Origin of the sequence: uncultured Ruminococcus sp. (assembly GCF_934476685.1) — a bacterium.
Lineage (GTDB): Bacteria > Bacillota > Clostridia > Oscillospirales > Ruminococcaceae > Hominimerdicola.
In genome coordinates this window covers 131,078-150,558 of record NZ_CAKSNX010000002.1, presented here as the reverse complement: position 1 = coordinate 150,558, position 19,481 = coordinate 131,078, and the positions used below count along the sequence as shown (strand labels likewise).

The following is a 19,481-nucleotide window of genomic DNA, read 5'->3' as shown; positions in this document are numbered from 1 at the left end:
ATCAATCCGACATATAGGCATGCAGGCGAAACTGTAACACACGAAACAGACCGCTTAATGCTGCTCGGTTCCCCGCCTGACATGGTTCACAGCGTTTCATTGTACAGGACCCGCACACCTATATCTCGGATTGATGAGGAACATTCCGAAACATATTTCTATTATTTCCGCAATGATTTCAGCCTTAAAAGACTTACATCAAATCACTTAATAAATTATAGCACATTCTTCTGAAAATTTCAAGCTTTTTTCAGAAAAAATTTTATTTGTTACAAAATTTATTAAAATCATGGAAAATCGCACCCGCATCGGGCAGTCAGACACGCATTTCATGAAAATCTGCGGACGTTTTCACACCCGCAGACTTCACAAAATATAATGCCGATATCAAATACAGTAAATATAAAATTATTCGATAGAAATAATGAACACTATCTCACCAAAGCTGAATGCAACAGGAATGCTGAAAGCAGCCTTTTCAAAAACGATCTTTCCGTCAGAAGATCTTGTCTGAGGAGTCATAGTAAGCTCCAGACCGTTTTCATTTGACTCATTAACAGCAAACAGACCGTTCTGTATATTAAGGAACTCGCCTACTGTTTCATTTACGAAATCATCGACTTCAGTAAAGCTTTCGCCTGCAAATCTCTTAGCAAACTCAAGATACTCAGCAGAATCCGCAGCTATGCAAGTTATACCATTCACGCCGCCTGTGATCTTCTGAGTAACAAGATAGTTTGCAGAAAAATCTCTTACAGCGGAAGATGTCAGCGGAGTAAAGTCACTGCCGACAAATCTTACGATATTTTTGAAGAGCATCGAAACATAATTTGTCAGCACACGGGCATTTTCAGCCTTTTCAAGGTGATAGAATACGGAAACAAGCTTAGAGATAGACTCAGATGTATTTTCAACAAGATCCTCATCGCTGAACTGGTTTGATGCTTTATAGTCATTGATCGCAGCCTCAAAGTCACTGTTTGACAATGCGCCGTTATTTACAAGTGTCTGACCGAGAAGAAGATACTCGGTAGGCTGCTGAGCAAGCAGTTCCTCAACCTGATCTTTTGTTATGTAGCCAAGCTCAACGGCAAGGTCGCCGAATCTCTTGTCAACGCTTTGCTGAGCCACATTTACATACTCGACCTGTTCAGCGGTCATAAGTCCTGCATTTATTGCAAGGACACCAAGACGCATACGAGTCTTGTTCTTATCCTCAAAAGCCTGTGTCAGCTCTTCAGGAGTAACAAGTTTTTTGTTAAGGAGATATGCTCCGAAAAATTGTGCAAACATTTATAAAACTCCTTTCGCAGCATTTTCAAGAATTGTCTTTGCGTCATCATCAGCAATAGGCTTCTGCAGAAAATCAGCTGCACCTGCCTTAAGAGCCTCTTTCAGATGACCCTGAGTACCAACAGAAGAAGCCATTACGACTTTAGCGTCTGGGTACTTATCAATTATCTGTCTGAGAGCATCCAGACCTGTGATCTTTGGCATAATGATATCCATAAACACTACGTCAGGCTCATACTCACAATACTTAGCAACAGCCTCTTCTCCGTCGGCTGCCTCGTAAATCTCTTTGACTCCGAATCCTGCGATAGTCATATTAAGCTTCTTTCTCGCAAACATTGAGTCATCACATATCAGAACTTTAAGATCCTGTATATTCATTAAAAATCCTCCCTTTCACAGACAAATACCATCGTCTTTATACATTTTATCATATTTCAAGTAAAAAATCAATACGTTTTTTGGTCAAAAATAATAGTAAATGTGCATAATTTTTTCATATATTTTTTTAAGTGAAAAATTACCTGTATTTTGAATTTTGCTTGACAAAGAGATATGATTGTGGTATAATTATAAAGTTAAATGCCGGTGTGATGGAATTGGCAGACGTGTCGGACTCAAAATCCGATGGTAGCGATACCGTACCGGTTCGACCCCGGTCACCGGCACCATAGGTCCTAAGGGCGGACGGCCCAATTCCCGATATTACTTATGTAGTATCGGGTATTTTTGTGTCCGCTGGGAAGGTTCGTAATAACTTACACTAAGTTAGTCCTAAGGGCGGACGGCCCGATTCCCGATATTACTTATGCAGTATCGGGTATTTTTGTGTCCGCTGGGAAGGTTCGTAATAACTTACACTAAGTTAGTCCTAAGGGCGGACGGCCCGATTCCCGATATTACTTATGCAGTATCGGGTATTTTTGTGTCCGCTGGGCAGGTTCGTAATAGCTTACACTAAGTTAGTCCTAAGGGCGGACGGCTCGATTCCCGATATTACTTATGCAGTATCGGGTATTTTTGTGTCCGCTGGGGAGGTTCGCAATAATTTTAAAGCAAACCGTACATTTCTTAATATTACTATATAATGATAAATTAAAAGCTCCCGATATCACTTTTCAGCATCGGGAGCTTTCTTATTAAGCTTTTTGATTTTACGCAGTTTTGAAAAAAACTCAGAAAGAACGGCTGAACATTCCGTTTCAAGCACTCCCCCGACAAGTTCGGGTTTGTGGTTATAGGGCAGTTCAAACAGATTCACGACTGAACCGCACGAGCCTGCTTTTTTATCATATGCACCGAAAACAACTCGCTCAACTCTTGAATTTATAATTGCGCCGGCGCACATGGGGCATGGTTCAAGTGTCACATAGAGTTCACAGTCTATCAATCTCCAGCCGCCAAGTTTTTTGCTTGCCTGATCTATGGCGATTACCTCGGCATGAGTCAGCGGAGATTTTCCATATTCACGGCGGTTGAAACCTCTTCCAACTATCTCGCCGGTTGACTTTTTGACAACTATTGCCCCGACAGGTACTTCAAGCTGTTCAGCAGCGATTTCTGCAAGCTCCAAAGCCTTGCGCATATAGATCTCGTCACGATCCATCACAATATCCTCGCCATAAAAATTGTCATTATTACACAGCCAACTATCCAGAAAGCAATAGTATTAGTCAGCAGCATTACTTTAATTTTTTTCGAAAAAGGCATTAGTGAGTGGTCGGACATTATGTTAAAACTCCAGTTTTTCTTTTCATTAAGCTTTGAAAACGCTGCAATAGCGGCGGCTGTGATAGTAAGACAGCACACCATTTCCAGCAGCCGCCCCGTTGAAGTATTGGTAAGTGCAATGGCAGAAAGCACATAATTACACGATGTAGAAACAATGTGCATAAATATCGGCACATAGACTGAGCCTGTTCTGATAGTAAAAATACCAAGCAGAGCGGAACAGCTGATGGCATAGCAGATATAAGGAACGTCATAAAAAGTAAGCCCGCAAACAAAGCATGATACAATAATAGCAAAAGAATCTCCAAACTGTCTGAAAGTCTGAAGCACAAAACCCCTGAAAAACATTTCGCACAGCACAGGAAGAGCAATGCAATTAAGCACAGCAGACAGTATTCTGACCCTGTAATCACTGCTTTGGAACATAAAAACATAGATATTATCAACATTGACCAATGCGGAAATGCGTGACATTACATAATTTGCGCACCTGCCGATGACCACGATCATAAACATTATAGCCACAGCATTCAGTGATATCTGTGACGAAACTTTTGTGTACACCAAAGCAACTTTATTTGGAATTTTAGTAGCGGCTTTGAACACCAGCATAGCAGTAAGATATTTCAGAATAACAATAATCGAAAAGATGCAGGCGGCGCTGAATGGAACATCAGCGGCAGGCATAGTTTTCTGCGAAAAATACACAAAGTTGCCTGTACATTCAGAAAAGAATATCTGCATAACTGCATAATTGACGGCATCAAAAGCCAGCATAATAAGCATTATTACACCAAGCAGTCCCAGACATTTGTACAAAGCTATATGTTCCGCAACGTCTGGTCTGCGTTTTAAGAAACCCTCACCTGCCACATAAGAATGTTCTCTTGTATCATGAACAAAAGAATATGCATACGGATTAGCAGGGTCAGAACGCCAAGCTGCATAGGCTTTATTATACTCATCATTCTGATTTTGATATGTACGGTCATTAGCGACATCTATAACAAAGCTGCTTTTATTATCAGCCAAAAAAAATACCCCCAAATCATTTATATGCTAATTATAGCACAGATTCAGGGGTAAATAAAGAATATAACTGGTAATTTACTTATTGTTAATAAAAATATAAAAAAGCCAGATCAAATGACCTGGCTTTAATATTTATAGATTATTCGTTGATAGCTGTAACAACGCCTGATCCTACTGTTCTGCCGCCCTCACGGATAGCGAAACGAAGACCTTCTTCGATAGCGATTGGAGTGATAAGCTCAACATCCATTGTTACGTTATCGCCAGGCATACACATTTCCTTATCAGCAGGAAGTGAGATGATACCTGTAACGTCTGTTGTTCTGAAATAGAACTGTGGTCTGTAGTTGTTGAAGAATGGAGTATGACGACCGCCCTCTTCCTTCTTCAGAACGTAAACCTGACCAGCGAACTTTGTGTGTGGGTGGATAGAACCTGGCTTACAGAGAACCTGTCCTCTTTCAACCTGATCTCTTGTAACACCACGGAGAAGAGCACCGATGTTGTCACCAGCCATAGCGCTGTCAAGAGTCTTTCTGAACATCTCGATACCTGTAACAACTGTGTTCATCTTCTCTTCCTTAAGACCAACGATTTCAACAGCCTCACCAACGTTGAGAACGCCTCTTTCTACTCTACCTGTAACAACAGTACCACGACCGGAAATTGTCATAGTATCCTCAACAGGCATAAGGAAAGGCTTAGCGTCATCTCTCTCAGGAGTTGGGATGAACTCGTCAACAGCGTCCATAAGGTCAAGGATTGGCTTGTAAGCAGGATCGTTAAGATCGTCGCCAGCCTCAAGAGCTGCAAGTGCAGAACCAACGATGATTGGTGTATCGTCGCCAGGGAAATCATATGAAGAAAGAAGATCTCTGATATCCATCTCAACGAGTTCGAGAAGCTCAGGATCGTCTACCTGGTCAGCCTTGTTCATGAAAACAACGATAGCTGGAACGCCAACCTGACGAGCGAGAAGGATGTGCTCTCTTGTCTGAGCCATAGGACCATCAGAAGCAGCAACTACGAGGATAGCGCCGTCCATCTGAGCAGCACCAGTGATCATGTTCTTTACATAGTCAGCGTGGCCTGGGCAGTCAACGTGAGCATAGTGACGGTTCTTTGTCTCATACTCAACGTGAGCTGTATTGATTGTAATTCCTCTTTCTCTCTCTTCTGGAGCAGAGTCAATGTTTGAATAATCCTTCTTCTCTGCAAGACCCTGCATAGCGAGTGTCTTTGTGATAGCAGCAGTAAGAGTTGTCTTACCATGGTCAACGTGACCGATAGTACCGATGTTTACGTGTGGCTTGGTTCTTTCAAAATGTGCCTTTGCCATAGGAATTTTCCTCCTTAAAATAAATTATTTTCAAATTAACATACCGTAGTATAATTATATCAAATATTTCTGTGAAATGCAAGAGCTTTTTAAAAGTTTTTACACAAAACTTATTCGCCCTTATTTCTTGAAGACATGATCTTCTCAGAAATTGACTTAGGAACCTGTGTATAGCTGTGAGGCTCCATTGAGTACTGTCCACGACCCTGTGTCTTTGAACGGAGGTCGTTTGAGTAACCGAACATTTCAGAAAGTGGTACAAGTGCGTCAACCTGAACAGCACCTGTTCTCTGTTCCTGACCAAGGATCTGTCCACGGCGAGAGTTAAGGTCACCGATAACAGTACCGAGATAATCATCAGGAGCGATAACTGAAACCTTCATGATAGGCTCAAGGATGATTGGGTTAGCCTTTCTCATAGCTTCCTTGAACGCCATAGAACCGGCGATCTTAAATGCCATTTCTGATGAGTCTACTTCGTGGTAAGATCCATCATAAAGCTCAACCTTACAGTCAACTACCTGGAAGCCAGCGAGTACACCGCTTTCCATAGCGCCCTTGATACCAGCGTCAACAGCAGGGATATATTCCTTAGGAATTGATCCGCCGACAACCTTGTTTACAAACTCGTAGCCTGCACCAGACTCGTTAGGGAATACATTGATCTTAACGTGACCGTACTGACCCTTACCACCTGACTGCTTAGCATACTTGTAGTCAACATTAGCTTCCTTAGTGATTGTTTCCTTATAAGAAACCTGAGGAGCACCAACGTTAGCCTCTACCTTGAACTCACGGAGAAGTCTGTCTACGATGATTTCGAGGTGAAGCTCGCCCATTCCGGCGATGATTGTCTGTCCTGTTTCTTCAGAAGTATAAGTTCTGAATGTTGGGTCTTCTTCTGCAAGCTTTGCAAGAGCAATACCCATCTTTTCCTGACCAGCCTTAGTCTTAGGCTCAATAGCCAGCTGGATAACAGGCTCAGGGAATTCCATAGACTCAAGAATTACAGGGTTCTTCTCATCACAGAGAGTATCACCTGTTGTTGTATTCTTAAGACCGATAGCAGCACCGATGTCGCCTGCGTAAATTGTATCGATATCTTTTCTGTCGTTAGAGTGCATCTGAACGATTCTTCCGATTCTCTCGTCCTTGTCCTTTGTGGAGTTGTAAACGGTAGAACCAGCTGTAAGCACACCAGAGTAAACTCTGAAGTAGCAAAGCTTACCTACGAATGGGTCAGTTGCGATCTTGAATGCAAGAGCTGAGAATGGCTGATTGTCACCGGAAATTCTCTCGCACTCCTCACCTGTATCAGGGTTAACACCCTTGATGTGAGGTACATCGATCGGAGATGGCATATAATCAACAATAGCATCGAGAAGCTTCTGTACGCCCTTGTTCTTATATGAAGTACCGCAGGTTACAGGTACCATTGTATTGTCAATAGTACTCTTTCTGATAACCTTCTTCATCTCGTCGATCGTGATCTCTTCATCAGCAAAGTACTTTTCAGCGATATCATCGTCAACCTCAGCGAGGTGCTCGATAAGATCTGTATGATACTGCTCTGCCTTTTCTCTGAGATCCTCAGGAATCTCTTCCTGACGGATATCCTTTCCGAGATCATCATAATAGATATATGCCTTCATTTCGAGAAGGTCGACAATACCCTTAAAATCATCTTCTGAGCCGATTGGGAGCTGGATAGGAACAGCATTGCACTGAAGTCTTTCATGAAGCATATTCAGAACATTGTAGAAGTCTGCACCCATGATATCCATCTTGTTTACATATACCATTCTTGGTACCTTGTAATTATCAGCCTGTCTCCAAACGGTTTCAGTCTGTGGTTCAACACCGCCCTTAGCGCAAAGAACTGTTACAGAACCATCAAGAACTCTGAGGGATCTTTCAACTTCGACTGTAAAGTCAACGTGACCTGGAGTGTCGATGATGTTAAGTCTGTGACCCTTCCAGTAGCAAGTAGTAGCAGCAGAAGTAATTGTGATACCTCTCTCCTTCTCCTGTGCCATCCAGTCCATAGTTGAAGCTCCGTCATGAGTTTCACCTATCTTATAGTTTACTCCAGTATAAAACAGGATACGTTCTGTAGTAGTTGTTTTACCGGCGTCGATGTGTGCCATGATACCGATATTACGGTAATCCTGCAATTTACATTCTCTTGCCATATATATCCTCCTTTTATACTATTACCATCTGTAATGAGCGAAAGCCTTGTTTGCTTCTGCCATCTTGTGTGTGTCGTCACGCTTCTTGCATGAACCGCCAACGCCGTTAAGAGCGTCAAGAATTTCAGCTGCAAGTCTTTCCTTCATTGTCTCCTCGTTTCTTTCACGAGAATACTTTGTTATCCATCTCAGACCGAGAGTCTGACGTCTGTCAGGTCTAACCTCCATTGGTACCTGGTAAGTTGCACCGCCCACACGGCGAGCCTTAACTTCGAGCTCTGGCATAATGTTATCCATTGCTTCTTCAAATACCTCAAGTGCTGGACGACCTGTCTTTTCTTCAACGATTTCAAATGCTCCGTAAACGATCTTCTGAGCTACGCCCTTCTTACCGTCGAGCATGATGTTGTTTACAAGACGTGTTACAAGCTTAGAATTGTATACTGGATCCTGAAGCACGTCTCTCTTAGTAACTCTACCTCTTCTTGGCACTTTAATTCCCTCCTTCACAAATAATGAATTCATAGGTACTCGCTCTGCAGCCATACCGAAATACGCTGCAGCCCCGTCAGTTCCTTGCAGAGCTACTTAATCTATGTTAATCACTCCACTTAAACTGTGGTCTCCGCTTATGCGGCAATGAGTTATTCCTTTAAATATCGAGCTATTTCAGTAAATTACTTGGCTGCTCCTGCCTTTGGTCTCTTAGCGCCGTACTTGGATCTAGCCTGCATTCTCTTTGCAACGCCCTGTGCATCGAGTGTACCACGGATGATGTGATATCTTACACCAGGGAGGTCCTTTACACGTCCGCCTCTGATAAGAACAACTGAGTGTTCCTGAAGATTATGTCCGATACCAGGGATATAAGCAGTTACTTCGTAACCGTTTGTAAGCTTAACTCTGGCAACCTTTCTCATAGCTGAGTTAGGCTTCTTAGGTGTAGCAGTTCTTACAACTGTGCATACGCCACGCTTCTGAGGACAGCTCTGATCGATAGATGTCTTCTTCTTTGAGTTGAATCCCTTCTGAAGAGCAGGTGCTGTTGACTTGTCTGCGAGGACATTTCTTCCCTTTCTTACTAACTGGTTAAAGGTTGGCATGTTTTCTCTCCTTTCATAAAATTATAGTATACGCCCTTTTTGCATCAGCGTACTTGCTTATTATACACCATACAATAAGGCTTGTCAATAGCTATTAAATCAAATTCTAATAAAAATTTTCATTATATTAATATTTAAAGTTTCTATTTCTGTACGAACTGCAATATTGGTGTGATATCAGCTATATCTGCGTCAGAAGTATTTATCTTAAGATCAAAAGTGATATACTGCACAGTATCATTATAAAAGCCTTCTGTGGAGATAACATATGCCTCTGAATCTATTGCATTGTTTTCATTATCCGCACAGGTAATATTCATTTGCCATATCTCATCATTGAATTTCAGCTCAGATGTCCTATTATTGGATGTCATATTGTTCAAAGGATCATTAGATTCCAGTTTTATAACATAATTAATGGTTCGTACTTTGCCATTTTCATCGTCATAATATAACAGGCTTCTTCTCACACATTCAGCACTGAACCCTGCATTATCAGGTACATCAAGTTCAATTTTCGGAAGTATCTTGCCGTTGTCAAGCTCTGCATTCTTATCCTGATAACAGTAGTCAATTACACATTCGCTGAGAACATCTCCTACTTCATCATCTGCTATTACATTGTCAATGTCATTGCTGCCAAAATAGAAAGCAATATCTGCATATGTGAAATATTCTGCATGGCTTCTTGGAGTTACCTCCGCTTTCAGGTAAACAGCTGTATCGTCCTTTAGATCTTTCATTACGCTGTATTGAATACTTGCATTCATTCCGCTGATATCCGCTGCTGCGGAAAATGTTGCTTCGGTATTCTGACTGTTCATTATGATCTGGACAGCATTTCCCTCCATATTTTCGATCTCGCCTTTTATCGCACCGCCGTTTGTTTCTTCTATTCTGAAAATATAAACCATTCTGTAAACATCATTATATTCTTTGCTGCCGCTGTTATCATGATACCAAATACTTATCGCACTCATAGGCTTTATATTGTATGAAGATGTCTCATATGTTATCAAAGGCTGGAGCTGCATATGCTGTCCAAAAGTATTTATAACTATATCGTCTTTTGTCTGATCGTAATATGTTTCTTCTCCATTGTTAGTCAGCAGATCTGCTGTTTCTATGACTCCATCAAGTATAGGGTCATTTCCTGCTCCCAGATCGGCATAACCCTCTGCTGTATCATCTCTCATATCATCTGTGTTGCTGAAATTCATTCCAAATACAGCAAGGTTGCCAATATTTTTTTCAATTCCCACAAGACCGGAAGTTTTTGAATTTTCTGTATAAAGCCAGCCTGTTGGCTGTATGCTTAAATTTAAAATTTGTCCTTCTAATATTGAAGCATTAACATTTGCCTCAGCTTTTTCTGTAACATATACAGTAATTTGTGAGGTATTTTCATTGCCGCCCAGTATTAGACCCGTGACAACACAGTCAAAGTCACTGCGCATTCTCTCTACGATCCGCTTTTTTACATTTGACTGGTCGATACTTTTATCTGTTGACGAATCATACAACTCAGATTCAGGTCTTTCAGGCTGATTTGCATACTGATATGCACTATTAAGATAAGGAAGCATGACCATACATAATATAACTGTACAGGTAGTGCACACTGCTGCCGCAAACTGCCAGCGTTTAAGTTTTGGTTTACCTTTATGCGGATTTTCAAGAGCTTGTCTTTTCCATTCTTCTGGTGTCGTATACCTGTCAAAAACCGTTAGCTTTTTCATAATGCGCTCCTTTCATTCTTCAAGAAGACCTTTCAGCTTTTCTCTTCCTCTTTTAAGCTGCGACTTCACTGTATTTTCTTTTGTTCGTGTTACTGACGATATCTCTTCTATCGTCAGTTGTTCATAATAGTAAAGGTAAATTACATCTCTGTATCTCGGCGGAAGTCCGTAAATAAGCTCCAGCATTTCAAATTCTCTTTTATCTTCTGCGGCAGCTGTTACCTCGCTGATATTTACTGTATTTTTTCTTAGCCGATACCTCAGCACACTTCTGCATTCATTAAGAGTGACTTTTATAAGCCATGCTTTTACATTGGGGATACTTCCTTTTTCGAGAGCATTGAACAATTTGAAGAAAACATTCTGATAACAGTCTTCGGCGTCTGTAAAATTTCCCGTATGTACGATACAAAGCCGTGTGACCATATCAGAAAACTCCTCAACTATATCAGCATATATTTTTTCGGATTTTTTATCCATCTTCATCACCCCTTACCAATTAAAACGCACGAACAGCATAAAAGGTTGCATTGCATTATAAAAAAGAGCCGCCGCATTTTACTGCAGCAGCTCTGATTAAATTTGATTTGGACAGGTTATCAGATGTAAGATTCAGGTGTGCTGTGTGCAGCAGCGCTTTCATTCTTAACGATCTGAACGTTATTGTAAACGTCCATACCTGTTCCGGCAGGGATAAGCTTACCGATAATAACATTTTCCTTAAGACCCTGAAGCTTATCAGTCTTACCTCTGATAGCAGCGTCTGTAAGAGCCTTTGTTGTTTCCTGGAAGGAAGCAGCAGAAAGGAATGAATCGGAGTAGCTTGATGCCTTTGTGATACCCTGAAGTACAGGAAGTGTAGTGATAAGTCTTGCATTGACATCACCGGCATCGATCTTAGCCTGAATATCCTCGTTAAGTCTTGCGATCTCGTTTCTGTCAACAAGCGAACCTGGGAGCAGGTAGCTTGAACCTGAATCATCGATCTTGACTTTACGCATCATCTGACGAACGATAACCTCGATATGCTTATCGTTGATATCAACACCCTGCAGACGGTAAACCTTCTGAACTTCTGTGATGATATAGTTCTGAACAGCCTTTGCACCGTTTACTGCAAGAATATCAGCAGGATTTATCGAACCTTCTGTAAGCGGTTCACCGGCGGCAACATTCTGACCGTCACGGACCTTGATCTTGTATCCGTAAGGGATAACATAAGATTCCTGCTCAGGATTTTCTGTATCAAGGCTTGTAACAACGATCTGCTTTGTCTTCTTGACCTCTTCGATCCTAACCACACCAGGAATGCGTGTGATGATAGCTGCGCCCTTTGGACGTCTGCTCTCGAAAAGTTCCTCGACTCTAGGAAGACCCTGTGTGATGTCTTCTGCAGATGCGATACCACCTGTATGGAATGTTCTCATTGTAAGCTGTGTACCAGGCTCACCGATAGACTGAGCGGAAATTACGCCTACAGCCTCGCCGACCTGTACGATGTTTCCGTTTGCAAGGTTAGCGCCGTAGCACTTAGCGCATACGCCGTTCTTAGCCTTACACTGGAGAACTGAACGGATCTGGATAGATTCCTTGCCGTCAGCTTCAAGTGCAGCAACGATCTTCTTAGCGTCATGTTCACTGATAAGCTTGTTTCTTGAGCAGATCATCTCGCCTGTCTTAGAATCCTTAAGATCCTCAACAAGGTATCTGCCTACAAGTCTTTCAGACAGAGGCTCGATCATTTCGTTGCCGTTCTTGATATCGAATATCTCGATACCAACGTGAGTACCGCAGTCCTCTTCACGGATGATAACGTCCTGTGATACGTCAACAAGACGTCTTGTAAGGTAACCTGAGTCAGCCGTTCTAAGAGCTGTATCGGCAAGTCCCTTTCTCGCACCTCTGGAAGAAATGAAGTATTCCAGAATGTTAAGGCCTTCACGGTAGTTAGCTCTGATAGGCATCTCGATAGTTGAACCTGATGTATTGGCGATAAGTCCACGCATACCTGCGAGCTGTCTGATCTGGTTGATAGAACCACGGGCACCTGAGTCAGCCATCATATGAATTGGGTTATTATCCGTATCATATCCGGCCTTAAGAGCCTCAGTTACTTCATCAGTAGCATTGTTCCAGATCTCGATGAACTTCTTGGACTTTTCTTCTCTTGAAATATAACCACGCTTGTACTGCTTGTCTACCTTATCAACAAGAGCGTCAGCCTTTGCAAGTATATCCTTCTTAGACTCAGGGATCTCAGCGTCGCATACAGCAACGGTGATAGCTGATTTTGTGGAATACTTATATCCGAGTGCCTTGATGTGGTCAAGAACTTCGGAAGTAGCTGTTGTGCCGTGGCGCTGTATACATCTGTCAATGATATCGCCGAGCTGCTTCTTCTTTACTAGGAATGAAACTTCAAGATCAAACTGCTTGTCAGAATTTGTACGGTCAACATAACCGAGGTTCTGAGGAATGATCGAGTTGAAGATAAGTCTGCCGACAGTAGCGTCGATTATCTTTGATACCTGCTTATCTCCGATCTGCTTTGTAATTCTTACCTTGATAGCAGCGTGGAGTGAAACTACGTGCTCATTGTAAGCCATAATAGCTTCATCAACATCTCTGAACACCTTGCCCTCGCCAGGCTCGCCCTTCTTTTCAAGAGTGAGGTAGTAAGAACCGAGCAGCATATCCTGTGAAGGAACAGCAACCGGTCGTCCGTCTGAAGGCTTGAGCAGGTTATTAGCAGCAAGCATAAGGAATCTAGCCTCTGCCTGAGCCTCAACTGAGATAGGCAGATGAACAGCCATCTGGTCGCCGTCGAAGTCGGCGTTGAACGCTGTACAAACCAGTGGGTGAAGCTTGATAGCACGTCCCTCAACGAGTATCGGCTCGAATGCCTGAATACCAAGTCTGTGGAGCGTAGGCGCTCTGTTGAGCATTACAGGGTGACCCTGAATTACGTTTTCGAGAGCGTCCCAAACTTCCGGCTTTGCTCTCTCAACCATTTTTCTAGCTGACTTGATGTTTATAGAAGGATTTGTGTCAACGAGTCTTTTCATAACGAAAGGCTTGAAAAGTTCGAGAGCCATTTCCTTAGGAAGACCGCACTGATACATTTTCAGCTCCGGTCCTACGACGATAACAGAACGTCCTGAATAGTCAACACGCTTACCGAGAAGGTTCTGACGGAAACGTCCCTGCTTACCTTTAAGCATATCGGAAAGTGACTTGAATGCTCTGTTGTTAGGACCTGTTACAGGTCTGCCGTGTCTGCCGTTGTCGATAAGAGCGTCAACAGCTTCCTGAAGCATTCTCTTTTCATTTCTTACGATGATGTCAGGTGCTTCAAGCTCCAGCATTCTCTTAAGACGGTTATTTCTGTTGATAACACGTCTGTAAAGGTCATTAAGGTCACTTGTTGCATATCTACCGCCGTCCAGCATTACCATAGGTCTGATATCAGGCGGGATAACAGGAACAGCGTCAAGTATCATCCACTCAGGTCTGTTGCCTGAAGTTCTGAAAGCCTCAACGATCTCAAGTCTTTTAAGGAGCTTGATCTTCTTCTGTCCTGCAGGAAGATCCTTAAGTTCTTCCTTAAGTTCGTTTGAAAGCTGATCGAGGTCGATCTGTTCAAGCAGTTCCTTGATAGCTTCTGCGCCCATTCCTGCCTTGAACTCGTTCTCGTCATACTTTTCGAGCATATCGTTGTATTCCTTTTCGGTAAGGAGCTGACACTTTACAAGCTCTGTATTACCTGGGTCTACAACTATATATTTTGTGAAGTAAAGAACTTCTTCCAGTCTTTTCTGTGATACTTCGAGCATCTGACCGATCCTCGAAGGTGTTCCCTTGAAGTACCAGATGTGGGATACAGGAGCAGCAAGCTCGATATGTCCCATTCTTTCTCTACGAACCTTTGCTCTTGTTACTTCAACTCCGCAGCGTTCGCAGACCTTGCCCTTGAAACGGATCTTCTTATACTTTCCGCAGTGACACTCCCAGTCTTTCTGAGGTCCGAAGATCCTTTCGCAGAACAAGCCGTCCTTTTCAGGTTTCTGTGTACGATAATTTATTGTTTCAGGTCTTGTTACCTCTCCGTAAGACCACTCACGGATTTTTTCAGGTGAAGCCAGACCGATCTTTATTGATTCAAATACATTAAAATCCAACAGCAGTACCCTCTTCCTGTTTTAATTGAACACGTTTGTATGAAAGGCGCACGGACGGGACATACCGTCCGCTGCCTGTATGATCTGTTTATCAGTCAAGGAACAGATCAGAATCGTCGTCGCTGTAATCGTCAAATTCGCCGTCAGCTGATGCTGAATCCAGTTCTGATACGCCGTCCTCGTCCTCAGCCATAAAGCCTTCGTCGAAGTCGCCTGAATCAGCAGCTGTCATAGATGTGTTATCATCTGCATATGCTGCAGGTACGAAATCATCATCGTCGTCGAATTTCTGCTTGAGGTCGATCTCCTCATTATTGATATTAAGCACCTTGATATCAAGACAGAGTGACTGAAGTTCCTTGATGAGGACCTTGAATGCCTCAGGTACGCCAGGCTTAGGAACGTTCTGTCCCTTAACGATAGCCTCATATGTCTTAACACGTCCGTTAAGGTCGTCAGACTTAACAGTAAGGATCTCCTGAAGAGTATAAGCTGCGCCGTATGCTTCAAGAGCCCAAACTTCCATTTCTCCGAATCTTTGTCCGCCGAACTGAGCTTTACCTCCGAGAGGCTGCTGAGTTACCAGTGAGTAAGGACCAACTGAACGTGCGTGGATCTTATCGTCAACGAGGTGGTGGAGCTTGAGGTAGTACATATAACCTACTGTAACACGGTTATCGAACTTCTCGCCTGTTCTTCCGTCATAAACGGTAAACTTTCCGTCCTCGCTCATGCTGATAGCATTAGGATTGATAACGTCTGTCATCTTGTGGATCTCGAAATCATCATCCTTATGCTCAAGATAATTCTGCTGCGCCATTCTGAAGCATTCTCTGATGTCTGCCTCGTGAGCGCCGTCGAATACAGGTGTCATGATCTTCCAGCCAAGTGCCTTTGCAGCCATACCAAGATGAACTTCAAGAACCTGACCGATATTCATACGTGAAGGTACGCCGAGAGGATTAAGACAGATATCAAGCGGTGTACCATCTTCAAGGAACGGCATATCTTCCTGTGGAAGTATTCTTGAAACGACACCCTTGTTACCGTGACGTCCCGCCATCTTATCTCCGACAGAGATCTTTCTCTTCTGAGCGATATAGCATCTTACGAGCATATTAACTCCGGGAGAAAGTTCGTCGCAGTTCTCTCTTGTGAATATCTTAACATCTATAATAGTACCTGCCTCGCCGTGAGGTACCTTAAGTGAATTATCTCTAACTTCTCTTGCCTTTTCGCCGAAGATAGCTCTGAGGAGTCTTTCCTCTGCTGTCAGCTCAGTTTCACCCTTAGGAGTTACCTTACCAACAAGGATATCTCCCGAACGTACTTCAGCACCGATTCTTATTATACCATTCTCGTCCAGATCCTTAAGAGCGTCCTCACCAACGTTAGGGATATCTCTTGTGATCTCCTCAGGTCCGAGCTTTGTATCTCTAGCCTCAGTTTCAAGGTCTTCGATGTGGATAGATGTGTACTTATCCTGCTTTACAAGGTTTTCATTAAGAAGAACGGCGTCCTCGTAGTTGTAACCTTCCCATGTCATGAAGCCGATAAGTGCATTCTTACCGAGTGAGATCTCACCGTTTGAAGTAGCAGGACCGTCACCGATGATCTGGTGAGCCTCGATCCTCTCGCCTTTTTCAACGATAGGTCTCTGGTTCGTACAAGTACCTGCGTTTGATCTCTTGAACTTTGTAAGCTCATATGTGCGCAGATTTCCGCTGTCCTCACGGATAACGATCTTGTCTGCGTCAACGCTTTCAACAACGCCTGCTTCCTTAGAAACTACTGCAACACCTGAGTCGATACAAGCCTTGTATTCCATACCTGTACCAACGATAGGTGACTCTGTCTTAAGCAGCGGCACAGCCTGTCTCTGCATGTTCGCACCCATAAGAGCACGGTTAGCGTCGTCGTTTTCAAGGAACGGGATACAAGCAGTAGCTACTGAAACTACCATCTTAGGAGAAACGTCCATGAAGTCGATCTTTTCTCTTTCGATCTCAAGGATCTGATCTCTGTATCTGCCGTTTACCTTTGCCCTTGCGAACTTGTGATCCTCTGTAAGAGGTTCGTTCGCCTGAGCTACCATGAAGTTATCTTCAACGTCAGCTGTCATATAAACAACTTCGTCTGTTACCACGCCTGTTTCCTTATCGACCTTTCTGTAAGGAGCTTCGATAAAGCCGTACTCATTGATCCTTGCGAAAGATGCAAGATATGAGATAAGTCCGATGTTCGGTCCTTCAGGAGTCTCGATAGGACACATTCTTCCGTAGTGTGTATAGTGAACGTCACGAACCTCAAATCCGGCACGGTCTCTTGAAAGGCCTCCAGGTCCGAGGGCTGAAAGACGTCTTTTATGTGTCAGCTCAGCAAGAGGGTTGTTCTGGTCCATGAACTGTGACAGAGGTGATGAACCAAAGAACTCTCTGATAGCTGCTGTGATAGGTCTGATATTGATAAGAGCAGTAGGTGTAACTACCTCTGAATCCTGTGACTGAATGTTCATTCTTTCACGGATAACTCTTTCCATTCTTGTAAAACCGATCCTGAACTGGTTCTGGAGCAGCTCACCAACTGAACGGATTCTTCTGTTTCCGAGGTGGTCTATATCATCGACAGTTCCCACTCCGTCGCAGAGGTTAAGGAAATACGAAACAGTAGCAACGATATCGTCAATTATGATATGCTTAGGAACAAGCTCGTCAGCTCTTGACTTGATAGTTTCGATAAGTTCTTCCTCATTGTCGCCGCACTCTTCAAGGATCTCCTTCAGAACAACGAATGAAACCTTTTCATTGATGCCGCAGTCAGCAGGATCAAAGTCAACGTATGCAGAAAGGTCGACCATTCCGCTTCCGATGATCTTAACTTCCTTATCTACCATCTTGGTTACAGTTTCGCCTGTCGGAGCAGTTTCATACTCCTTGACTTCAACTGTTACGAAAGCTTCCTTAACACCGGCTGTTTCGATCTCCATAGCCTTATCGTAATTGATAAGTTCGCCTTCCTCAGCCATGATCTCGCCTGTCATAGGGTTGATGATAGGTCTTGTGATCCTGTGGCCTGAAAGACGTGAGCCTACGCCCAGCTTCTTGTTATACTTATATCTTCCGAATCTTGAAAGATCGTATCTCTTAGCGTCAAAGAAGAGATTGTTGAGGTGATTTTCAGCAGACTCAACTGTTGGAGGCTCGCCCGGACGGAGCTTCTGATAAACCTGAAGAAGTGCCTCTTCTCTGTTTGCAGTCTGATCCTTCTGGAGGATAGTCTGTGAAAGTCTTTCGTCAACGCCGAAAGTATTTTCGATATCTTCATTTGTACCGAATCCCAGTGCTCTTATAAAGGTAGTGATCGGTATTTTTCTGTTTTTGTCGATTCTTACATAGACAACGTCGTTTGAATCCATTTCGTACTCAAGCCAAGCACCTCTGTTAGGGATAACTGTGGTCTTGAAAAGATCCTTACCTGTCTTGTCCTTGTCAAAAGCGTAATAAACGCCAGGGGAACGTACCAGCTGTGAAACGATAACACGCTCTGCACCGTTGATAACGAAAGTACCGCTGTCTGTCATTTTCGGGAAATCGCCCATAAATACTTCAGACTCTTTGATTTCGCCGGTCTCAATGTTGTTCAGTCTTGCTGTAACTCTCAGCGGAACAGCATATGTTGCGTCCCTCGCCTTGCACTCTGCGATTGTGTACTTGGACTCTTCGTCAAAGCGGTAACCAACAAAGGTCAGCTCCAGATTGCCGTTGTAGTCTGTGATTGATGAAACATCTCTGAAAACCTCTTTCAGACCCTCGTCCATAAACCACTGATACGAGTTCTTCTGTACCTCGATAAGGTTAGGCATTTCCAAGACTTCATTGATCTTAGCAAAGCTTTTTCTGGTATTCTTACCAAGTTTTACGTCCTTGACATTCACCATAGGCTCGATCACTCCTTAATTTATTTCAAAACTTGATGTGTTGATCTGCACAAAAACTGTGATTTTCAACTGATTTTGACACCATTATATATAAAGAAAAGGTGTAAAAATCCATTATGATACAGTATACAATTATAGCATACCGCACAAGACCTGTCAAGACTTTTACACCTTACAAATATTCTGTTTTAACGATTTTCTGCGTTTTGAACAAAAAGCAGTATTTTACATACGAAAAGTTCTACAATTACCATTCCGTGAGCATTTCGTAAATTTTTAATTAACGCAGTGCCGTATCAAAACTTTTCAGCAACCATTTTATATAGTTCATTATAACTGTCACTGCTGCATTTCATCCTGCGAACTGTATCAGATCGCTTGTCAAAAAGCATTACCTCACTGTAATCATCATTATCATTGTCAGCATCAACATTGCTCATAAGATACATTTCTGAAACAGCATTTCCGTTATCACATTCTTCGATAACATAATACAGACCACCATAGCTGTCTGTGATTTCGTTAGCTGAACTTTCGGATATCATTTCCCATGTATCACAGACATTTTCGTAATATTCAGAAAAAGTTTTGATATCTTCATCTGTCACATTAGTTTTTTCGTCAGGGTTACTGCTGTGGAAAAGTCTGAACTCATTATTTTGAGTTTCATCAACTTCGACTTTGTCCGCTGACTTATTTGTGCCGACATTAGTATTCTCTGATTTTTCTGCTTTTGAGTCACTCTCAATATTTCCGCAGCCTGCCAAAGCAAGAATCGATAATGCTAATATAGAATAAACTATTCTTTTCATTGTGTTCCCTCTTTTCTTCTTTACTGTCAAATCCAAACAAATGTCCATTAAGTTGTTATACTAATATTTTTCTATCTATGGCACATTATATCATATACAGCAAAGATTAACAATATCGGTTATAC

13 protein-coding genes, 1 tRNA gene and 1 other RNA gene are annotated in these 19,481 nt (G+C 42.7%); 1 reads left to right on the top strand and 14 read right to left on the bottom strand.

All coding sequences use genetic code 11. The features are described from left to right. Positions 1–16 precede the first annotated feature (16 nt). From ffs to Q0E19_RS03190, 3 genes are all read right to left on the bottom strand, one after another. Positions 17–116: signal recognition particle sRNA small type (ffs, locus tag Q0E19_RS03200), an RNA gene on the bottom strand. 292 nt (positions 117–408) lie between these two features. Continuing rightward, positions 409–1,293, bottom strand: coding sequence for a chemotaxis protein CheX (locus Q0E19_RS03195; RefSeq protein WP_294407343.1), 885 nt, complete (start codon positions 1,291–1,293; stop codon positions 409–411). Then, positions 1,294–1,674: a response regulator gene (locus Q0E19_RS03190; protein ID WP_294407340.1), complete on the bottom strand. Its 381-nt coding sequence runs from the start codon at positions 1,672–1,674 to the stop codon at positions 1,294–1,296. 203 nt (positions 1,675–1,877) lie between these two features. Here Q0E19_RS03190 and Q0E19_RS03185 point away from each other — a divergent pair. Next, a tRNA-Leu gene (locus Q0E19_RS03185) sits at positions 1,878–1,964 on the top strand. A gap of 440 nt (positions 1,965–2,404) precedes the next feature. Here Q0E19_RS03185 and tadA read toward each other — a convergent pair. The 11 genes from tadA to Q0E19_RS03130 form a co-directional block, all read right to left on the bottom strand. Then, on the bottom strand, positions 2,405–2,899 hold the full coding sequence (gene tadA / locus Q0E19_RS03180) for a tRNA adenosine(34) deaminase TadA (protein ID WP_294407337.1): 495 nt from the start codon (positions 2,897–2,899) through the stop codon (positions 2,405–2,407). Beyond that, complete coding sequence (locus Q0E19_RS03175) at positions 2,899–4,056, bottom strand: type II CAAX endopeptidase family protein (protein ID WP_294407334.1); 1,158 nt, start codon at positions 4,054–4,056, stop codon at positions 2,899–2,901. Before Q0E19_RS03175 ends, tadA begins: the two co-directional genes overlap by 1 nt. A 139-nt stretch (positions 4,057–4,195) precedes the next feature. Then, positions 4,196–5,395 (bottom strand): elongation factor Tu, encoded by a 1,200-nt coding sequence (gene tuf / locus Q0E19_RS03170; protein WP_294407332.1) that lies wholly within the window; start codon positions 5,393–5,395, stop codon positions 4,196–4,198. 110 nt (positions 5,396–5,505) lie between these two features. Then, positions 5,506–7,587 (bottom strand): elongation factor G, encoded by a 2,082-nt coding sequence (fusA, locus tag Q0E19_RS03165; protein ID WP_294407329.1) that lies wholly within the window; start codon positions 7,585–7,587, stop codon positions 5,506–5,508. Positions 7,588–7,608: 21 nt separating this feature from the next. Further along, positions 7,609–8,079, bottom strand: a complete 471-nt coding sequence (rpsG, locus tag Q0E19_RS03160; RefSeq protein WP_294407328.1) for a 30S ribosomal protein S7 — start codon at positions 8,077–8,079, stop codon at positions 7,609–7,611. Between the two features lie 185 nt (positions 8,080–8,264). After that, positions 8,265–8,690 carry a 30S ribosomal protein S12 gene (gene rpsL, locus Q0E19_RS03155; RefSeq protein ID WP_294407327.1) on the bottom strand — a complete coding sequence of 142 codons (426 nt, stop codon included), beginning with the start codon at positions 8,688–8,690 and terminating at the stop codon, positions 8,265–8,267. A gap of 143 nt (positions 8,691–8,833) precedes the next feature. Further along, a complete protein-coding gene (locus tag Q0E19_RS03150; protein WP_294407326.1) occupies positions 8,834–10,429 on the bottom strand; it encodes a hypothetical protein in 1,596 nt (531 codons plus the stop codon). Positions 10,430–10,441: 12 nt separating this feature from the next. Next, positions 10,442–10,909 carry a sigma-70 family RNA polymerase sigma factor gene (locus Q0E19_RS03145; protein WP_294407324.1) on the bottom strand — a complete coding sequence of 156 codons (468 nt, stop codon included), beginning with the start codon at positions 10,907–10,909 and terminating at the stop codon, positions 10,442–10,444. Positions 10,910–11,028: 119 nt separating this feature from the next. Continuing rightward, entirely contained in the window at positions 11,029–14,607 is a 3,579-nt protein-coding gene (rpoC, locus tag Q0E19_RS03140; RefSeq protein ID WP_294407321.1) for a DNA-directed RNA polymerase subunit beta', read from the bottom strand. Between the two features lie 91 nt (positions 14,608–14,698). Next, positions 14,699–18,544: a DNA-directed RNA polymerase subunit beta gene (gene rpoB, locus Q0E19_RS03135; RefSeq protein WP_294407319.1), complete on the bottom strand. Its 3,846-nt coding sequence runs from the start codon at positions 18,542–18,544 to the stop codon at positions 14,699–14,701. A 296-nt stretch (positions 18,545–18,840) separates the two neighbouring features. After that, complete coding sequence (locus Q0E19_RS03130; protein ID WP_294407316.1) at positions 18,841–19,356, bottom strand: hypothetical protein; 516 nt, start codon at positions 19,354–19,356, stop codon at positions 18,841–18,843. Positions 19,357–19,481: the final 125 nt, after the last annotated feature.